At 66.7% G+C, this 19302-nt stretch carries 19 protein-coding genes; 17 read left to right on the top strand and 2 right to left on the bottom strand.

What is annotated here, in order from left to right:
* The first annotated feature begins 10 nt into the window (after window positions 1–10).
* From A9Z00_RS06145 to yajC, 14 genes are all read left to right on the top strand, one after another.
* The gene (locus A9Z00_RS06145) at window positions 11–1297 is read left to right on the top strand and encodes a homoserine dehydrogenase (RefSeq protein ID WP_296975281.1); all 1287 of its coding nucleotides are present in this window, start codon (window positions 11–13) and stop codon (window positions 1295–1297) included.
* A gap of 146 nt (window positions 1298–1443) precedes the next feature.
* Window positions 1444–2418 carry a homoserine kinase gene (gene thrB, locus A9Z00_RS06140; RefSeq protein ID WP_296975452.1) on the top strand — a complete coding sequence of 325 codons (975 nt, stop codon included), beginning with the start codon at window positions 1444–1446 and terminating at the stop codon, window positions 2416–2418.
* On the top strand, window positions 2415–3281 hold the full coding sequence (gene pheA / locus A9Z00_RS06135) for a prephenate dehydratase (protein WP_296975280.1): 867 nt from the start codon (window positions 2415–2417) through the stop codon (window positions 3279–3281). Before thrB ends, pheA begins: the two co-directional genes overlap by 4 nt.
* Before the next feature lie 43 nt (window positions 3282–3324).
* A complete protein-coding gene (gene ilvE, locus A9Z00_RS06130) occupies window positions 3325–4206 on the top strand; it encodes a branched-chain-amino-acid transaminase (RefSeq protein WP_296975279.1) in 882 nt (293 codons plus the stop codon).
* A 179-nt stretch (window positions 4207–4385) separates the two neighbouring features.
* Window positions 4386–5744: a LysM peptidoglycan-binding domain-containing protein gene (locus tag A9Z00_RS06125; protein WP_296975278.1), complete on the top strand. Its 1359-nt coding sequence runs from the start codon at window positions 4386–4388 to the stop codon at window positions 5742–5744.
* Between the two features lie 242 nt (window positions 5745–5986).
* Window positions 5987–6601: a BofC C-terminal domain-containing protein gene (locus A9Z00_RS06120; RefSeq protein WP_296975277.1), complete on the top strand. Its 615-nt coding sequence runs from the start codon at window positions 5987–5989 to the stop codon at window positions 6599–6601.
* Between the two features lie 198 nt (window positions 6602–6799).
* Complete coding sequence (gene ruvC / locus A9Z00_RS06115) at window positions 6800–7303, top strand: crossover junction endodeoxyribonuclease RuvC (RefSeq protein WP_296975276.1); 504 nt, start codon at window positions 6800–6802, stop codon at window positions 7301–7303.
* Window positions 7300–7932, top strand: coding sequence for a Holliday junction branch migration protein RuvA (gene ruvA, locus A9Z00_RS06110; protein WP_296975275.1), 633 nt, complete (start codon window positions 7300–7302; stop codon window positions 7930–7932). Before ruvC ends, ruvA begins: the two co-directional genes overlap by 4 nt.
* A gap of 18 nt (window positions 7933–7950) precedes the next feature.
* Window positions 7951–8994 carry a Holliday junction branch migration DNA helicase RuvB gene (gene ruvB, locus A9Z00_RS06105; protein ID WP_296975274.1) on the top strand — a complete coding sequence of 348 codons (1044 nt, stop codon included), beginning with the start codon at window positions 7951–7953 and terminating at the stop codon, window positions 8992–8994.
* 43 nt (window positions 8995–9037) lie between these two features.
* Window positions 9038–9574, top strand: coding sequence for a thiol-disulfide oxidoreductase DCC family protein (locus A9Z00_RS06100; RefSeq protein WP_296975273.1), 537 nt, complete (start codon window positions 9038–9040; stop codon window positions 9572–9574).
* Complete coding sequence (locus A9Z00_RS06095; RefSeq protein ID WP_296975272.1) at window positions 9546–11684, top strand: SpoIID/LytB domain-containing protein; 2139 nt, start codon at window positions 9546–9548, stop codon at window positions 11682–11684. The genes A9Z00_RS06100 and A9Z00_RS06095 overlap by 29 nt, the downstream gene beginning before the upstream one ends.
* A gap of 4 nt (window positions 11685–11688) precedes the next feature.
* Window positions 11689–12753: a tRNA preQ1(34) S-adenosylmethionine ribosyltransferase-isomerase QueA gene (gene queA, locus A9Z00_RS06090; protein WP_296975271.1), complete on the top strand. Its 1065-nt coding sequence runs from the start codon at window positions 11689–11691 to the stop codon at window positions 12751–12753.
* Window positions 12731–13888, top strand: coding sequence for a tRNA guanosine(34) transglycosylase Tgt (tgt, locus tag A9Z00_RS06085; RefSeq protein WP_296975270.1), 1158 nt, complete (start codon window positions 12731–12733; stop codon window positions 13886–13888). The genes queA and tgt overlap by 23 nt, the downstream gene beginning before the upstream one ends.
* 15 nt (window positions 13889–13903) lie before the next feature.
* A complete protein-coding gene (gene yajC / locus A9Z00_RS06080) occupies window positions 13904–14236 on the top strand; it encodes a preprotein translocase subunit YajC (protein WP_296975269.1) in 333 nt (110 codons plus the stop codon).
* Between the two features lie 118 nt (window positions 14237–14354).
* Here the strand turns inward: yajC and A9Z00_RS06075 are convergent, their stop codons facing one another.
* Window positions 14355–14744, bottom strand: a complete 390-nt coding sequence (locus tag A9Z00_RS06075) for a TIGR04086 family membrane protein (protein WP_296975268.1) — start codon at window positions 14742–14744, stop codon at window positions 14355–14357.
* 182 nt (window positions 14745–14926) lie between these two features.
* On the opposite strand from A9Z00_RS06075, the gene A9Z00_RS06070 reads away from it, so the two are divergent.
* Both A9Z00_RS06070 and A9Z00_RS06065 read left to right on the top strand, forming a co-directional pair.
* Window positions 14927–16273, top strand: coding sequence for an ArsB/NhaD family transporter (locus A9Z00_RS06070; RefSeq protein WP_296975451.1), 1347 nt, complete (start codon window positions 14927–14929; stop codon window positions 16271–16273).
* Between the two features lie 117 nt (window positions 16274–16390).
* Window positions 16391–17131, top strand: coding sequence for a YetF domain-containing protein (locus tag A9Z00_RS06065; protein ID WP_296975267.1), 741 nt, complete (start codon window positions 16391–16393; stop codon window positions 17129–17131).
* A 55-nt stretch (window positions 17132–17186) separates the two neighbouring features.
* Here A9Z00_RS06065 and spoVB read toward each other — a convergent pair whose 3' ends face one another.
* Complete coding sequence (gene spoVB / locus A9Z00_RS06060; RefSeq protein ID WP_296975266.1) at window positions 17187–18740, bottom strand: stage V sporulation protein B; 1554 nt, start codon at window positions 18738–18740, stop codon at window positions 17187–17189.
* Window positions 18741–18914: 174 nt separating this feature from the next.
* On the opposite strand from spoVB, the gene A9Z00_RS06055 reads away from it, so the two are divergent.
* Window positions 18915–19154, top strand: a complete 240-nt coding sequence (locus A9Z00_RS06055; protein ID WP_296975265.1) for a post-transcriptional regulator — start codon at window positions 18915–18917, stop codon at window positions 19152–19154.
* Window positions 19155–19302: the final 148 nt, after the last annotated feature.

Below are 19302 nucleotides of genomic sequence, written 5' to 3'. Positions count from 1 at the left end.
GGAGAGACCTATGAAACCGGTAATCGTTGGGCTGCTCGGGCTCGGCACCGTCGGAACGGGCGTGGTGCGCATCATCGAAGGCCACCGCGAGGATCTGATCGTCCAGGTCGGCTCCCCGATCGAGGTCGGACGGATCGCCGTCAGGCAGCTCGACAAGCCGCGCGCGGTCGCGGTCGATCCGGCGAAGCTGACGGACGATCCGTGGGAGATCGTGCGCGATCCCGACATCGACGTCGTCGTGGAAGTGATGGGCGGCGTCGAGCAGACGAAAGCTTACATCCTCGAGGCGCTCCGGCGCGGCAAGCACGTCGTGACCGCGAACAAGGACCTGATGGCGCTCCACGGCTCCGAGATTCTGTCGACGGCGCGGGAGCACGGATGCGACGTCATGTACGAGGCGAGCGTCGCCGGCGGCATTCCGATCATCCGGACGCTGATCGAAGGCTTCTCCTCGGACCGGATCGACCGGATCATGGGGATCGTGAACGGCACGACGAACTACATCCTGACGAAGATGAGCCAGGAGGGGGCTTCCTACGAGGAAGTGCTCCGGGAAGCCCAGCAGCTCGGCTATGCCGAGGCCGACCCGACTTCGGACGTCGAAGGGCTCGACGCGGCGCGCAAGATGACGATCCTCGCGACGATCGGCTTCCGGATGAACGTGGAACTTGCGGATGTCGAAGTGCAGGGCATCACGAAGGTGACGAAGGAAGACATCGCCTGCGCGAAGAAGCTCGGCTACGAGCTGAAGCTGCTCGGCATCGCCGACCGGCAGGACGACCGGATCAGCGTCAGCGTGCAGCCGACGATGGTGAAGCGCGAGCATCCGCTCGCTTCGGTGAACGGCGTCTTCAACGCCGTCTTCGTGCGCGGCGAGGCGGTCGGCGAGACGATGTTCTACGGCGCCGGCGCCGGCGAGCTGCCGACCGCGACCTCCGTCGTGGCCGACATCGTCGCCGTCGCGAAGAACATGAAGCTCGGCGTCAACGGCCGGCAATCCGCCGCCGTGTTCAAGGCGAAGAACCTGAAGTCCGACGAGGAAGTGGCGTACAAGAACTTCCTGCTGCTCAACGTCGTGGACCGCGCCGGCGTGCTGGCGAAGATCACGCAGGTGTTCGCCGAGCATGACGTCAGCCTGGAGTCGGTGCTGCAGCAGCCGACCGCGTCCGACCGGACCGCCGATCTCGTCATCATCACGCACGATGCGAGCCGGGCCGCCATGCGGCGCGTCCTGAGGGCCTTCGAGTCGCTGGATGTCATCAAGCGCATCAAGAGCGTCTACCGGGTCGAAGGCTGAACGCTACCGACGGCCCCACGGACGGCCGGAATTCAACGCGCGAGAGGAGCTTGTCCATCCATCATGTCATTACGGGACCAACCGCGAATGCCGGGCGGATTCGACGGGCCGGCGCACGCCGGCGCGCGCTGCGGGGGTGAACGATGATGCGCCGCATCCTCGCCAAGGTGCCCGCCAGCACCGCCAACCTCGGACCCGGATTCGACACGCTCGGCATGGCGCTGTCGCTTTATTCCTGGATCGAAATGGCGGAAGCCGACGACGGCAAGAGCCGCCTCGAACTGTTCGGCAAGGAGCTCGCCGGCCTGCCCGCCGGCGGCGACAATCTGATTCTCCAAGCCGCGCGGCACGTGTTCGACGAGGCCGGCGTGCCGATGCCGGCGCTTCACATCTCGGTCTACACCGACATTCCGGTGGCGCGCGGTCTCGGCAGCAGCGCGGCCGCGATCGTCGGCGGCCTCGCGGCGGCGAACGCGCTGATCGGCTCGCCGCTGACCGATGCCCGTCTGTTCGAAATCGCTTCAAGTCTGGAAGGCCATCCCGACAACGTCGGGGCCTGCCTGTTCGGCGGCATCGTCGCCGCCTCGTGGGACGGCCGGCGGGCGAAGCATGTCCGGCTGGATCCGCCGCCGAATCTCGAGGTGCTCGTCGCGATACCGGCGTTCCGGCTGCCGACCGAGCGGGCGCGGCACGCGCTGCCCGAATCCTACAGCCGCGGCGACGCCGTGTTCAACATCGGCCGCAGCTCCATGCTCGTGGCGGCACTGGCCACGGGCCGGCTCGATCTGCTCCGGTTCGCCATGCAGGACAGGCTGCATCAGCCGTACCGGGCCGCGCTCATCCCGGGCATGGCGAAAATACTGGCGGAAGCGCCCGAGCACGGCGCGCTGGGCGCGGCGCTCAGCGGCGCGGGCCCGACGATCCTCGCGTTCGTGGACAGCGAGAGTCCGCGCAAGGCGGAGCTGGAACGGTTTCTGCTCGGCACGTTCGCCGCAGAGAACATCGCGGCGGAGACGCTGTGGCTGAAGCCGGCGGAAGCCGGACCGGAGATCGTCGAGTCTGGCGCGGAGGCCGACCGGGTGCCGCTCCCCGAACGCATCAAAGGAGAAGTTCGCGCATGATCAAGGTTGCCTTGCTACCCGCCGGGTCGACGTCGGACGAGGCTGCGCGGCATCTGTTCGGCGACACCCCCGTCGAATATCACTACCATCAGGTGATCGCGGACGTTTTTCTCTCGACCCAGTGCGGCGTGACCGACTACAGCGTCATTCCAATCGAGAACACGATAGAAGGATCGGTCAGCCTCCACGTGGACTGGCTTGTCCACGAAGTCGATTTGCCGATCCGGGCCGAATGGGTCTATCCGTCGGTCCAGCACCTGATCGGCCGCCTGTCCGAGACGGCCGGACCGGACGGCAGGCCCGACTTGTCGAAGATCACGAAGGTGTTCAGCCATCCCGTCGCGATGGCCCAATGCACGCGGTTTCTGAGGGAACACCTGCCGCACGCCGAACGCGAGACCGTCGGCTCGACGACGGAAGGCATCCGCATCGTGAAGGAGAATCCCGGCAGGGGCTGGGCCGCGATCGGCACCTTCGGAGGCGCCCGGCTGCACGGGCTGGATGTGTTGCGCGAGCATGTCACGGATCACAACAACAATTTCACCCGCTTTCTGCTCATCGGCCGCGAACCGTTCACGCTGCGCCGGTCGGACAAGATGAAGACGAGCATTCTCGTCACGCTGCCGGAGGACTATCCCGGCGCGCTGCATCAGGTGTTGTCCGCGTTCGCGTGGCGGCGGATCAACCTGTCGCGCATCGAGTCGCGGCCGACGAAGAAGAAGCTCGGCAGTTACTTTTTCTATATTGACGTGGAGATGTCGCTCGACACCGTACTGCTTCCTGCGGCCATCGCCGAGATCGAGGCGATCGGCTGTCAGGTTCGCATATTGGGCAGCTATCCCAGCTTCGCCTGGGAGACGTGACCCGCTACGCCAAAAGCGAACTCTCAGTGGAGGTGCTGCACGCATGGCTCAGCAGTGGATTTACCTGAACGGCGACTTCGTCGCGAAAGAGGATGCCAAAATTTCGGTTTTCGACCACGGATTCCTGTACGGCGACGGCATTTTCGAGGGAATTCGCATTTATGACGGGAACATTTTCCGGCTCAAGGAGCACCTCGACCGGCTGTACGATTCGGCGAAGTCGATCATGCTGGACATTCCGCTGACCTACGAGGAAATGCGGGAGGCGGTCATCGAGACGGTGCGGCGCAACGGGCTGCGGAACGGCTACATCCGGCTCGTCGTCTCGCGCGGTCCCGGCGATCTCGGCCTCGATCCGCGGCGCTGTCCGAAGGCCTGGGTCATCATCATTGTGGAGCAGCTCTCGATCTATCCGGAGGAGGCGTACCGCAACGGGCTCGTCTCGATCTCCGTTTCGCCGCGGCGCAACATCCCGGATGCGCTCAACCCGAAGATCAAGTCGCTCAACTATCTGAACAACATCCTCGTGAAAATCCAGGCGAACCTCGCGGGCGTCGGCGAGGCGATCATGCTCAATGCCCAGGGGTATGTGGCGGAAGGTTCGAGCGACAACATCTTCATCGTGAAGAAGGGCGTCGTCTACACGCCGCCGACCTGGGTCGGCGCACTGGAAGGCATCACGCGCGGCGCGATCATCGAGCTGTGCGGCAAGCTCGGCTATCCGCTGAAGGAGGAGCCGTTCACGCTGCACGACGTCTACACGGCCGACGAGGTGTTCTTCACCGGCACCGCGGCGGAGGTCATCGCCGTGCGCGAAGTCGACGGCCGCACGATCGGCGCCGGCAAGGCGGGTCCGGTCACGCTGCACCTGCTTGAGGAATTCCGCAAGATCGTCACGGTTGACGGCGTGCAGGCGTTCAATTGAACATGGGCAGACAGGCGGTCAGCTCCGCTCAAACGGCGTAGGCGCCGGACGGGCGGGGCATATTTTTTTGCCGGATCATGGGGACACCCGCCCAGCGGATGCATAGGATGTAACGACAGGCAGCGGGTACGAACGCCCAAGGGATCAACGCCGCTGCGCACAGAACGTGACGGGAGGTCATGCGGCAAGTGAAAATCTATACGGTCAAAAAGGGCGACACGTTGTCGGGCATCGCGGCCAAGCACGGCGTGACGGTCCAGGATCTCTTGCAATACAACCCCGGCATCCGGGATCCGGACGTCATCGACGTCGGCATGAAGATCAAGATTCCGTCGCCGAAGGCTTCCGCGCCCGCCGGTGACTGGGTGCACCAGCACAAGGTCGTCCAGGGTGATACGCTGTGGAAGTTGTCGAAGGCGTGGGGCGTGCCGCTCGCGGATCTGATCAAGGCGAATCCCCATCTCAAGAATCCGAACGTGCTGATGACCGGCGAGATCGTCAACATTCCGAAACCCGGCTGGCAGGCGGGAGGCGCATCGGGCCAGACGGCGGGATCGGGACATCCGCCGGAACTGCAGCATATTGGCGTCGAGCAGCCGGTGAAGGGAAAGAAATTTACCGGCCCGATTCCCGGCAAGGCGCCGACGGCGCCGGTTGAACAGCCGCAGCCGATCGAACTGTCGAAGCTGGAATTGCCGACGGCTCCGAAGATGGAGATGCCGAAACCGATCGAGCAGCCCATCGCGAAGGAGAAGCCGAAGGTCGAGATGAAGCCGGCGGACTGGACGAAGCTGCCGAAGCCGGTTCCGCTGCCGGTTCCCGAGCCGATTCATCAGCCGGCCAAGCCGTACGGTCCGGAGCCGAAGTATCCGGCGTATCCCGCGCACCACGGGCACCAGGACGTGTGCCCGCCGGCCGGCATGCCGGAGCCGGCGAAGCATCCGTTCCTGCCGTACCCGGTTCCGGCAGTCGAGGCGTTCGCGCCCGGCGCCGGTTATCCGCCCGTCGGCGCGGGACCGCAGGCGGTACCGGGGTACGGCCCGGGATACGGGGCGCACGCTGCGGCGGGATGGGCGCTGCCCGGCGCGCCCTGTGATCCGATCTGGTACGGGCACGGACCGGATTGGCCGGTGCAGGCCGAGGTTCACGGATTTCCGGGCTGGCCGGGCCTGAGCGCCTACGCTTCCGTCGGCGCGCCGTATCCGGGCTGGTCCGCGCCGTATTCGCCGGGTGTCGGCGATTGGTCGTACGCGCACGTTCGCGGATCCGACGCCGGAGCCGGCGGCGAGGGCGGCGTGAACGGCGGAGACGCGGCCGGCGGGAGCGGGATCGGGGCCGGCGGCGCGTCCGGCCTTTCGGGTGAAGGCGAGGCCCGGATCTCGGCGGCGGAGGACGGGCGCCCGGCGAAGCCGGCGGGGCGCGGGTCGCGGGCGAAGAAAGCGACCGTCCGCATTGCGGCCGCCCGCGGATCGCGCCGGACGAAGCGGCAGGCGCCGAAGAAGAAGCGGTCGGGTCTGCCCTGGATCAACGTCAGGTAGGGCGGCGCCGGGTGGAACGGGGCGCCCCGCCGCGTCCGGATTGTCCGCCGGATCGCGCGGCGGAAGCGCCTGTAACGGCATGGCGTACCGTTGGAGGCGATTGCGTGCGGCGGCCTTTCAACCGCATGCCGGACTGCACCGGGAAATGGCTGTAAAGCCGGATTGTCCGCATCCGCGGCGGGAGGAATAATCGGGGCCAGACTAGGGACAATAAGACAAAGAAAACCTGGGAGGTCTCGCGGATGGGATTCAGCCTGTGGAAAGAGCTGCGCAAACGGCTGAGGCGCGGCATGCGGCCGGGCGGACTCCGGCTAGCCGTGTGGCTGACCGCGGCGTCGATCGCCGTCATGAGCGCCGTACCCGATGCTGCGGCGGCACCGCAAGCTTCGGGGCAAGGCGCGGCGGACATCCGGCATGATGAAGAGGCAGCCGTATTGCCGGCTGACGCGGCGCTGCGCCGCGGCTTCGCCGGCGGCGGGGAGACGCTTCGGCCCGGCCGCGTGACCGACGGGCAGGCGGGCGGCCCCGCGCGGCGCCAACCGGACATGCGGCTGGCGGCCGCCGGCGGCGATCTGCCGCCGGAGCGCCCCGACGATCCGCTTATGGCAAGCGGATGGAATGCGGTGTTCGGCATCGACGCGGACGGACGGCTGTCGCTGTTCGACGGTCCGCCGGAGCGCGGCAAGGTGCTCAGAACGTTCTATCAGCTGAACGTGCGTTATATGGAAAGCTGTCTGCCGAGGGAACGTCTCGACGCGCTGGTGCGAGGCATCCGCGTGTCGGATCCGGATGAATACTACAGCGTGCTGTCAGCCTACAGCGAATATGCGGCGCCGGCGCAAGCCGGCGCTTCTTGAATCTTCCCGTATCGATCTTCCCGTATCTCGGACGGGACGAAGGGCCGTTTCCGGGGCCATCCGATGGCCGGAACGGCCTTTTGTTGTGTGCGGTACCGGAAACGTCTGTTCTCATCCGTCCCGTCATTTGCTATAATGGGATGAAGCTTCTACAACGATTCTGATCAATGGAGAAATCCGGGACGGGGAGAGAGCGGCGTGCGGGTAATGGGGATCGATCCGGGCATTGCGCTCGTCGGATTCGGCGTCATCGACAGCATCGGGAACCGGCTCGTTCCCGTCCAGTACGGCTGCATCGAGACGGAGGCCGGCACGCCGCACGACATCCGGCTGAAGCAGGTGTACGAGGCGGTCGGCGCGCTGATGGACAAGTACGGGCCGGACGCCCTGGCGGTCGAGAAGCTGTTCTGGAGCCGCAACGTCACGACCGCGTTCACGGTCAGCGAGGCGCGCGGCGTCATCGTGCTGGCGGCGGCGCAGCGCGGCATCCCCGTCGCGGAATACACGCCGATGCAGGTGAAGCAGGCGATCGTCGGATACGGCAAGGCCGAGAAGCGGCAGGTGCAGGAGATGACGCGCATGTTCCTGAACCTGCCCGCGATCCCGAAACCGGACGACACGGCGGACGCGCTCGCGGTCGCGGTCTGCCACGCCCATTCCGCCGTCCTGCTGAACCGGCTGAACGGAGTGAACCGGACATGATCGACTATTTGCGGGGGACCGTCGCGCATGTCGAGGAGGAGTGGATCGTCGTCGACGTCGCGGGCGTCGGGTACCGCGTCTTCACCCCGAATCCGTACGCGTTCGCGGCGTCCGGCGAGCCGGTCACCGTCTATACGCATCACTACGTGCGCGAGGACGCCGCGCTGCTCTTCGGCTTCGCGACGCGCGAGGAGCAGCGGCTGTTCCGGGCACTGCTCGAGGTGTCCGGCATCGGGCCGAAGGTCGCGCTCGGCGTCCTGCAGGGAGCGAGGCCGGAGGCGATCGCGGCCGCGATCCGGCAGGAGAACGTCGCCTTTCTGACGAAGCTGCCCGGCATCGGGCGCAAAACCGCCCAGCGGATGATTCTCGATCTGAAGGACAAGCTCGACCGCGGCGGCGGCTTCTCGCCCGCGTCCGGCGTTCCGGGAGACGCGATCCCGGAGGCGGCCGCGGCGGGCGGTCAGGGGGCGGGCACCGCCTGGCCGGAGGCGCGCGAGGCGTTGGCCGCGCTCGGCTATACGACGGCGGAGATTGACCGCGTCTGGCAGGAGATCTGCGGAACGCTCACCGGAGAGGAGACGGCGGACGCCCTCGTGAAGCGCGCGCTGTCGCGGCTCTTCAGAGGGTGACGGAAGGAGGGGAGCGGCATGGACGACGAACGGATCGTATCCGCCCGGCTCATGATGGAGGACCGGACGGCCGAATACAGCCTCCGCCCCCGCTATCTGTCGGAGTACATCGGACAGGAGCGGGTGAAGGAGAACCTGAAGGTCTACATCGAGGCGGCGAAAATGCGGAGGGAAGCGCTCGACCATGTGCTGCTGTACGGCCCTCCGGGACTCGGCAAGACGACGCTGTCCGCGGTCATCGCGAACGAGCTCGGCGTCAACATGCGCGTGACGTCCGGTCCGGCCATCGAGCGGCCCGGGGATCTCGCGGCGATCCTGTCCAACCTGCAGGAAGGCGACGTGCTGTTCATCGACGAGATCCACCGCCTGAGCCGGGCGGTCGAAGAAGTGCTCTATCCCGCGATGGAGGACTTCGCGCTCGACATCATGATCGGCAAGGGGCCGAGCGCCCGCTCCATCCGGCTGGACCTGCCGAAATTCACGCTGATCGGCGCGACGACCCGGGCCGGGCTTCTCTCGGCGCCGCTCCGCGACCGGTTCGGCGTCGTCAGCCGGCTCGAATATTACGGAATCGACGAGCTGGCGTTCATCGTCGAGCGGTCGGCGGACATTCTCGGCGTGCGCATGATCGGGGCAGCGGCGCGCGAGATCGCGATGCGGTCGCGCGGCACGCCGCGGATTGCGAACCGGCTGCTCAAACGGGTGCGCGACTTCGCCCAGGTGGAGGGCGACGGCATCATCACCGCCGAACTCGCGCGGGAGGCGCTGGAGCGGATGCAGGTGGATCCGAAGGGGCTTGACCAGATCGATCACAAGATGCTCCGCGCGATGATCGAGCATTTCGGCGGCGGCCCGGTCGGCCTCGACACGATCGCGGCGACGATCGGCGAGGAGAGCCAGACGATCGAGGACGTCTATGAACCGTATCTGATGCAGATCGGCTTCCTGCAGCGGACGCCGCGCGGGCGGGTCGTGACGGCGGCGGCCTACCGCCATCTCGGCCTGCCGGTGCCGCGGGGACGCGCAAAGGCCGGGGAGGAGGAAGGGCCGCTATTGTTCTGAGCATGACCGGGAAAACGAACCGCACGGACGGGAGGCGATCGCCTTGGGCCGCACGCCGGGACCGGGGGATACGCTGCATGTCGTATACGATGCCGAATGCGCGCTGTGCACGCGCGCCGTCCGGCAGTTCGAGGCCGTCCGCGGCGCGCGGGCGGAGCTCCGTTTCGTGCCGCTGCAGGAACTGGAGCGCAGGATGAAGGCGCCCCGCGGGAGGGATCCGGCCGGCCTTCCGGAGACGCTCTTCCGCCTCGATCCCGCCGCACTGCGCGCGCAGCTGCACGTCGTGCAGGCGGACGGGGCCGTCTTCGCGGGCGCGGAGGCGGTCGTGCGGATCATGCGCGAGCTTCCGCGGTGGCGGCTGCTGTCCGGGCTGTACCGCGTGCCCGGCATGAAGCGGATCGCCGACGCGGCCTACCGGTATGTCGCGCGGCGAAGGTACGACTGGTTCGGCAGGGCGGACGACGGCTGCGCGGACGGCGCCTGCGCGCTTCACGGAAGCGGCGCGTCCCGGCCGCGGATGCAAGACCGGGAAGACGAAGGAGCGATCACGGATGAGGGTGAGATGTATGGCAGGGGATGACTTGCGGAGGTCCGGCGGGCGGAGGTCGCTGCTCCGCCGGCTTCTGGCGCCGGCCGCCGCGCTGATGCTGCTGAACGCCTTGCTGGCGGCGGTGCCGACGCACGGCGCGGTGCCGTCGCTCGACCGGATCCGCGTGGCGATCTTCATCAACCTGCCGGGAAAATATCAACTGACGACCCCGGCGGCGACGTTTTCGTCCGAGACGGGAATCCGGATCGGCGCGCGTCAGCCGGAAGGCGTCGTCCCGATCCTGGAGGCGGGCGCCGGCGAACCGGTCCGGGTGAGCATGGACGGCTACCGGGTCCGTCTGCTGACGACGGAGAGCGGCGCGGCCGCCTCCGCGCTGCTCCAGAAGCTGCAGAGTCTGTCCGGCAGCGGCGCCGCCTCGGTGCTGGCGCTCGGAGGCAAGACGGTCTACATCGTCGAGGAGGGCGCCTACCCGACCCGGGAGGAGGCGGAATCCGCGCTCGCGAAATGGCGCGCGAACGAAGAGCTCAAGCCGCTGCTCGGCAGCTCTGCGCCGGCCGTCGCGGGGCCCGTCCGTCTCGACGCGGGAAGCTACGGCACCCTTGAAGAGGCGCGCAAGGCCGCGCAGGCGCTCGCCGACGCCGGGCTGGAAGCCTGGCCGGCGGCGGTCGTGCCGGAAAGGGCGAAGGCGGCGGAGTTCCGGGTGCTTGTCGGTGCGGCGGCCGACGCGGCCGGCCTCGAAGCCCTGAAGGCCGCCGGCGCGTCCCTCCAGTCGTTCAAGGCGGACGAGCCCTACTTCCTGATCCGGGACGGTTTCGAGGCGGGCGGCGGGCGTTCGAAGCATGTGCTCATTCCGATGGACGGCTCGGTCAAGCTGTGGCTGGAGAAGAAGGGGGATCAGGCCGGCATCAGGCTCGACGAGCGCTACGGCCGCTCGTACCGGGGGGCATTCGAAGTCACCGTCTTCAACCAGAGGCTGGCGGTCGTGAACGAGCTGCCGTTCGAGGAGTATCTGTATTCGGTCGTCGGCGCGGAGATGCCGGCCTCCTGGCCGATGGAGGCGCTCAAGGCGCAGGCCGTCGCCGCGCGCAGCTACGCGCTCTATCAAGGCTTCGGCTTCCAGATCGCGCATGTGGTCGACAGCACATACAGCCAGGTGTACGGCGGCATCGGGACGGAGAAGCCGCAGACGACCGCGGCGGTCGATGCGACGCGCGGCGAAGTGCTGATGCACAACGGCCGCGTCGTCGAAGCGCTGTTCTCCTCGAGCGCGGGCGGCATGACCGCGGACGCGGCCGAGATCTGGGGCAACCCCGTGCCGTATCTTGCGAGCGTGCCCAGCCCGGACGGGCTGTCGGAGGAAGGGCTGTACCGCTGGCACCGCGTCGTGCTCCCGGACGGCCGGAACGGTTACGTCCGTGAGGATCTCGCGGAGGATACCGGCGAAAGAACGGCGGCCGGAAGCAAGGTGCTGCGGATCACCGGCGACGGCGTGGCGATCCGGCCGATTCCGCTCATCCAGTCCGATGTCGAGCCGATCGCGCGGGTCAACAAGGGCACGCGGGTCGTGCTGCTCGAAACCGTCGTGCAATCGAACGAGATGTCCTGGATCCGGGGGCCGTTCACGCCGGCGCAGCTCGCGGCTTCGATGAACGGCCGATCCTCGACGCCGATCGGGGGCGAGATCCGCTCGCTCGAGGTGGGCGCGCGCGGTCCTTCCGGCCGCGTCACGGAGCTGCTCGTGAACGGCAAACGGTACGATGTCCGCACGCCGGACACGCTCCGCTCGGCGCTCGGGGGCCTGCCGAGCACGCGGTTCGAGATCGACGAGACGGGCCGTGCCGCGATGCTCGGTGCGTCCGGACGGGTGCGCGAGCGGCCGTTCGATGCCGGCGCGGTGTACATGATCGGCGCAGCGGGCGACGTCGTCCGACTCGACCGGCAGAACTTCTATATCCTGAACGGCGACGGCGTCGTCCGCGCCGCAACCGCCGAGCCGGCCTTCCGCTTCATCGGAACCGGGAACGGACACGGCGTCGGCCTGTCCCAGTGGGGCGCGCGGGGGCTTGCCGAGCGCGGGTATGACTATCAATCGATTCTGAAATACTACTACAAGAATGTCACGATCGAAAAGGAAGGATAACGCGGTGTTCGCGCACGAATTCGACTTCGAGCTGCCCGAAGAGCTGATCGCGCAGACGCCGCTGCCCGAACGGACCGCATCCCGGCTGCTCGCACTTGACCGGACGACGGGAACAATCGAACACGGCACGTTCACCGATCTGAGACGGTACCTGAAACCCGGCGATCTGCTCGTGCTGAACGACACGCGCGTGCTGCCGGCGCGGCTCCGCGGCATCAAGCCGGAGACCGGCGCGCGGGTCGAACTGCTGCTGCTCCGAAGGCTGGAGGGCGACCGATGGGAGGTGCTCGCGAAGCCGGCGAAGCGGCTGAAGCCCGGCACCGTGCTGGCGTTCGGCGAGGATGAGACGGGTGCACCGCTCCTCCATGCCGTCGTGCAGGCGGAGGGCGAGGCGGGTCTCCGAACGGTCGAGTTCCGGTATCGGGGCATCTTCCAGGAATTGCTGGACCGGCTGGGCGAGATGCCGCTGCCGCCCTACATCCGCCGGCGCCTCGAGGACCGCGAGCGCTATCAGACCGTCTACGCGAAGCATGACGGTTCGGCGGCCGCGCCGACGGCGGGGCTGCACTTCACGAACGAATTTCTGGACGAGCTTCGCGCCTCGGGCGTCCGCACCGCGTTCCTGACGCTGCACGTCGGCCTCGGCACGTTCCGCCCGATGACGGTCGAGCGCGTCGAGGACCACGTCATGCATGCCGAATATTACGAGGTCTCGGCGGAGACCGCCGCGATGCTGAACGAGACGCGGGAGAAGGGCGGGCGGATCGTCGCCGTCGGCACGACGTCCGCGCGGACGCTGGAGACGGCGGCGGCCAGGTTCGGTCCCGGGAAGATCGAGGCGTGCAGCGGCTGGACGGACCTTTTCATCTATCCGGGATACCGGTTTCTCCTCGTTGACGCGCTGCTGACGAATTTCCATCTGCCGCGCTCGACGCTGGTCATGCTCGTGAGCGCCTTCGCGGGCCGCGAGCTGATCCTGAAGGCATACCGCGAGGCGATCGAACGGAGATACCGGTTCTTCAGCTTCGGCGACGCGATGTTCATTTATGGAACGGACGGGAAGCGATAACGTGGCGATACGATACGAACTGATCAAGGTATGCAAGCAATCCGGCGCCCGGCTCGGCCGGGTGCATACGCCGCACGGCTCCTTCGACACGCCGGCCTTCATGCCGGTGGGCACGCAGGCGACCGTCAAGACGGTGAGCCCCGAAGAGCTGAAGGAGATCGGCGCCGGGATCATCCTGAGCAACACGTATCATCTGTTTCTCCGGCCGGGCCACAAGCTGATCGAGCGGGCCGGCGGCCTGCACCGGTTCATGAACTGGGACCGCGCGATCCTGACGGACAGCGGCGGCTTCCAGGTGTTCAGCCTGGCGGAGATGCGCAAAATCCGGGAAGAGGGCGTCGAGTTCCGGTCCCATCTGAACGGCGACAGGCTGTTCCTGTCACCGGAGCTCGCGACCGAAATCCAGAACGCGCTGGGCTCCGACATCATGATGGCGTTCGACGAATGCCCGCCCTATCCGGCCGACTACGAGTACGTCAGGCAGTCGGTGGCGCGGACGAGCCGCTGGGCCGAGCGCTGCCTGAAGGCGCACGCGCGCCCGGAGGAGCAGGCGCTGTTCGGCATCGTGCAGGGCGGCATGTACGAGGATCTGCGGCGCCAAAGCGCGGCTGATTTGACATCGCTGGATTTCCCGGGGTATGCTATTGGGGGACTGAGCGTCGGGGAACCGAAACACGTCATGTACGAGGTGCTCGAGTACACGGTTCCCTTGCTGCCGGCCGACAAGCCGAGATACCTGATGGGCGTCGGATCTCCCGACGCGTTGATCGAGGGCGCGATCCGCGGCATCGACATGTTCGACTGCGTCCTGCCGACGCGCATTGCGCGCAACGGGACATGCATGACAAGCCGCGGCCGCCTGGTCGTGCGCAACGCGAAATACGCGGAAGACTTCGGGCCGATCGATCCCGCCTGCGACTGCTACACGTGCCGGAACTACTCGCGAGCCTACATCCGGCATCTGATCAAGGCGGACGAGACGTTCGGGATCCGGCTCACGACGATCCACAATCTTCACTTTCTGATGAAGCTCATGCAGGACGTGCGGCAAGCGATCCTGGAAGACCGGCTGCTCGATTTCCGCGATCGGTTTTTCGCCGAGTACGGCCTGTTTGACAATCCACACGGGTTCTAGAGAGGAGGAGCGAATATGTGGTTGGCGCAGCAGGCGGCTCCGCAGAGCCCCAGCATCTGGAGTTTGATCTTGCCCATGCTGATCGTGTTCGTCATCTTCTATTTTCTTCTCATTCGCCCGCAGCAGAAGAGGCAGAAGCAGCGGAATCTGATGCTGAGCCAGTTGAAAAAGGGCGACAAGGTGACGACGATCGGCGGTCTCCACGGCACGATCGTCGAGCTGACGGACGACACGGTCGTGCTGCGCGTCAACGATACGGTCAAGATGACGTTCGACCGCACCGCCATCAACACGGTCATCGAACCGGCGCCGGGACCGTCATCTTCCTCGTCATCGTCGGGATCCTGATGCGCGCTTACGCTTACATAACCATACGGGAACGAAACAACCCTCTGTCCTTCGTGGCAGAGGGTTTTTTGCGGCGGCCATTGCCCGGGAAATGGCCGCCGCGTTCTTTCCGCGCGGCCTATCGGCGGGTGCCGACGCCGAACATGCCGCCGAGCGTTCCCGCGGCCGCCGCGGTCGCGAGAAGCGCCAGCGACTCGAGGCGGAGCGGCGCGTCCGCCGCGAGGAAGCCGATCGTGAGCACGATCAGCGCGTAGAGGGAGCCGAGCAACAGGCCGATGTACCAGCCCTTCTGGCCGGCCCGCCTGCCCGCCGTGAACCCGCCGGCCAGCGCAGAGACGCCGTGGGCCGTCAGCGCCAGGGCGGGCAGCGAACGTTCGTCCAGCCCGCCGTAGCGAAGCAGCAGCGAGAGCAGCAGTGCGCCGGCGCCAAGCCAGAGGATCGCGGCGAACAGACCGAAAAGCAGCGCCCACCGGCTGCCGGACCGCGTCGCCGTTCGGATCGGTTCCATGGTTCATCCCTCCCGGAGCGTCATCCCGTCAACCCGGTTTGTACACTTTATGCGGGACAAGCGGGATTAGAACCGGGTTGCAAGCGAGATGTAACAAATAATGGAAATTTTCATGGACGAAACCGGAAATGATGCGCTATAATCAATGGGATTTTGGCTGGAGAAACGGGGGTAACGGCTTGATGCATCAAGTCGCGGCCGAAGCGGCCGTCTCGCCGGGCTGGCAGGCCGTCGCGGCGGCGGGCGTGTTTCTGGCGGTTTACGCCGTCCTCATCACGGACAAAATGAGCCGCGCGGCCGCCGCGCTGGCCGGCGCCGTCATCCTCGCGCTGCTCGGCGCGATCGGTCTCGAAGACGCTTACGGGGAACATATCCTGTGGCGAATGCTGTTCCTGCTGGCCGGCATGATGGTGCTGACGGGCATGGCCAGCCGCACCGGGCTGGTTCAGTACGCGGCGCTGAAAGCGGTTCAGCGGCTGAAGGCCTGCCCGCGCAAAATGCTGGCCGTCCTGACCGTCGCGGCGGCGATCGCTTCGGCGCTGCTCGATCAGGTGACGGCGGTGCTGCTCCTGGTGCCGCTTACGCTCTCGACGGCCCGCATGCTGAAGGTTGATCCGGCGCCCTATCTGATCGCGGTGATCATCGCCGTCAACGTCGGCGGGACCGCCACGATGACCGGCACCCTGCCGAATCTGATGGTCGCCGGGGCGAATCCGCGTCTGTCGTACAGCGATTTTCTCCTGCATGCCGGACTCATCTCGCTATTGGTCCTGATCCTGACGGTTGTGCTGCTGCAGCACCTGTACCGCGGGAAGCTTAACGCCGGCAAGGCGGAGCGGAAGGAACTGCTCGCGGTCAACGCCGCGGCATTCGTCAAGGACCGCCCGCTGGCGGTCAGGACGGCGATCGCGTTCGCGTTGACGCTCGCCGGTTTCGTGCTGCACGAACCGCTCTCCGAATGGACCGGCGTCCGCATCGAGGCGGCGGCGGTGGCGCTTGCGGGGGCGACGCTGCTCATGCTGGCAGGTCCGAGGAGCCAATCCGCCGACGAGGTGCTGGACGCGATCGACTGGCGGACCGTCGTCTTCTTCACCGGCTTGTTCGCGGTCGTCGGGGCCCTCGCCGAGACCGGCGTCATCGCGCGGCTCGCGACGATGGCGTTGCAGCTCGCGCACGGGGACATCGGCTACCTGTCCATGCTCGCGCTGTGGCTGGCGGGCATCGTGTCCGCGGCCACGGACAGCACGCCGTTCGTCGCGGCGATGCTTCCGCTCCTGGCGGAATTGGCCGCCCAGATGGAGACGGCGGACCCCGCGGCGCTCGATCCCGTCTGGTGGTCGCTGGCGCTCGGCGCGTCGTTCGGCGGCGGCGGCACGCTGACCGGCGCGGCGGCGAACGTCGTTGCGGCCGGCATGGCCGCGCGGGACGGGGAGAAGTTGTCCTATGCCGAATATCTGAAAATCGGCGCGCCGGTCACGCTGCTCGCGCTTGCCGTTTCCGCCGCGTACGTCGTCCTGTTCCTGTTGTAACGACAGGCGGTGCATCCACATATTGAACGCCCGCCCCTCCGCATGCGCGTTCCGTCACGACGCGCATAATACGGATACCGTTTGGAAGGAAGGACGGAGCGGGGAGGAGCGGCTGCGGTGCAGGAACTCGGCATCATCGTGCTGCGTACCGTCGTCACGTATTTTGTCGTGCTTGCGATCATGCGGATCATGGGCAGCCGGGAGATCGGCAAGCTGTCGGTTTTCGACTTCGTCGTCTCGATCATGATCGCCGAGATCGCGATCATCTCGATCGTGGAGCCCGAGAAACAGATGCTGCACGCGCTTGTGCCGATGGCCGTGCTGCTCGCGATCCAGGTCGGCACGTCGTTCATCCTGCTGAAGTCGAGAAAATTGAGGCTCATGTTCGACAGCAAGCCGCAGATCGTCATCGAAAAGGGAAAGCTGCGGCGGGACGTGATGAAGAAGCAGCGGTACACCCTCGACGATCTGATGCTGCAGCTCCGGGAGCATCAGATCGCGTCGGTCGAAGATGTCGAGTTCGCCGTGCTGGAACCGAACGGCAAGCTCTCGGTCATCAAGAAGCAGGACGCGGAGAGCGGCGGGACGAAAGGGGAGCAGCCCGGGAAGGAACGGGCGGACCAATCGGCCGGCACGGTGCCGTTTCCGCCGAAATACCGGTTTGAGGCGCTGCCGGTGCCGCTCATCATGGACGGGACCGTGCTCGAGGAAAACCTCGAGAAACTCGGGAAGAACAAGTTCTGGCTGCGCAGCGAGCTCCGCTCGCGCGGCATCACGGACGTGAAGGACGTCTTCCTGTGCACGATCGACCACCGCGGCCGGCTGTTCGTCGACGCCGCCCGCAAGCCGCAGCCGTGACGGGCTTGTCCGGCGGTTTGCGGGCTTGTGCCGTTTCCATGCGGGGCAGGGACCGTCAGCGGAACAGGCGGCCGATGAACGGAAGGCGCATCGCATCGTGCCGGTCGATCATCCGCATCAGCACCATGAGCAGCAGGTAGACGGCGGTTCCGGCGGCGAGCGCCAGCAGCAGGTTCATCCATTCGGCGGGCAGCAGCCCGCGCTTCATGACGAACAGGGACGCGGCACCCATGACGGTCATCGCGGCGCCGACCTTCACGATGTCGGGCAGCTTCATCGTGAAGCCGACGGCCCGGGCGACGCCGACGGCATGGAGCGCGGTGACGAGCACGATGTTGACCATGATCGCGATGAGCGCGCCGTAGATGCCGAGTTCCGGCCGCGAGGCGAGGAGCGCGATCAGCGTCAGTTTCACCGCCGCGCCGACGAAGGAGTTCATCAGCGCCACGCCCGGCCGGTCGAGCGACTGGAGCGCGGCCTGCAGCGGCGCCTGCAGATAGATGAACAGCGCCGCGGGCGCGAGCATCCGGAGCATCGGCGCGATCTCCGCGTGGTCGTACAGGAGGCGGCAGATCGGCTCGGCGAACAGATACATCGCGACGGCGAACGGCGCACCGGCGACGAGGGCGATCCGCGTCGACTGGTGGAGCCGCTTGTGAATGAGCGCCCGGTCGCTGCCGGCCGCGGCTTCGGACAGCGACGGCACGAGCGAGACGGCCAGCGAATAGGTAAGCGCCGTCGGCAGCAGCGCGACCGGCATGATCATCCCCTGCAGCGCGCCGTACTGGGCGGTCGCGACGCCGGTCGCCACCCCGGCGGCCGCGAGGCTCCGCGCGGTGAAAATCGATTCGAGCAGATACGAAAGCGAGCCGACGAGCCGGCTGCCCGTGACCGGCACGGCCGGGCCGAGCAGGAGGCGCAGCGCCGGGAACGGACCGCCGCCGGCGGCCATGCGGGCCGCCGGGGGCTGCTCCGCCCGCCTGATCCGCGCATAGTGGACAAGCAACACGGCGAGACCGAACCCTTCGCCGGCCAGGACGCCCATCATCGCGCCGGCGGCGGCCCACTCGAGCCCGCGCTCGAGCAGCGCGGCGGCGAGAAGCAGCACGAGCGCGATGCGGACGATCGTCTCGGCCACCGTCGACACCGCCGTCGGCAGCATGTTGTGCCGTCCCTGAAAATAGCCGCGCAGCACGGCCGACGCGGCCGTGATCGGAAGCACCGGCAACATCCACATGAACGTGGTGTAGACGCGCGGATCGGTGAGCACCCGGGTCGTCACCCAGGGCGCCGAAAGGCCCGAAAGCACGGCAAGCAGCGAAGCCAGCCCGACCGCGAGCGCCATCGCGGTGCGGAAGATGCTCCGTTCGGCGTCCGGGTCGCCGGAAGCGCGCGCTTCCGCGACCCGTTTCGCGACGGCGAGCGGAATGCCGCCGGTGACGAGCGTGACGAGCACGGTCAGGAACGGATAGCCGAGCTGGTACAGGCCGACCCCTTCCGCGCCGATGATGCGCGGCAGGACGATGCGGGGTATGAAGCCGAGCAGCCGGTTGACGATGCCGGCGGCGAGCAGGATCATGGCGCCCTGGATGAACGTTTGCCTGGTCACGCGTGTTTTCCCCCTCCGCATGGAGCCGCGCGTCCGCGGACTTGCTCACTCCATGTCTATGCGGCCTGTCCGTCCGCATGACTGGAGGCGTCGCGAACGGCGCCGGCAGGAATTTGCGGCCGGGGAAACGAATAAATTCGGTAGACCGCATCGAGTGCCAGGGAGGTGCGCCGGATGACTGAAGAGGAACTGAACGCGGCGATCGAGGAATTGTGTGAAAGCAAGGCGGAAGAGTTCCGCATGCTCGGTTACGAGGGCGTGACGGGCCGGGACATCTGGGAATGCGTGAGCGAAAATTACCACAAGACGGGTCAGCCGCCCCTGCATCGGGTGGTCAACGACATCCTGTCGCTGAAGGTGACGCAGTTCATGAACTACGTCACGCTGGGCGCATACCGCGGAAACCGGCTCTGAGGGGCGAATCCCGCGCACTTGACCGGTGCTCCCGCCGCTTCGGCGGGAGTTTGCTGCTTGGAGGCGTATTTTTGACTTACCAAAATCGGCATCGCTATAATGGGGATGTCGATACGCGAGTATGATCGCTCCGAATACGGAAGGGTGA

Source organism: Thermobacillus sp. ZCTH02-B1 (assembly GCF_002159085.1).
Taxonomy (GTDB): Bacteria; Bacillota; Bacilli; order Paenibacillales; family Paenibacillaceae; genus Thermobacillus.
This window is presented reverse-complemented; position numbering and strand designations above follow the sequence as displayed.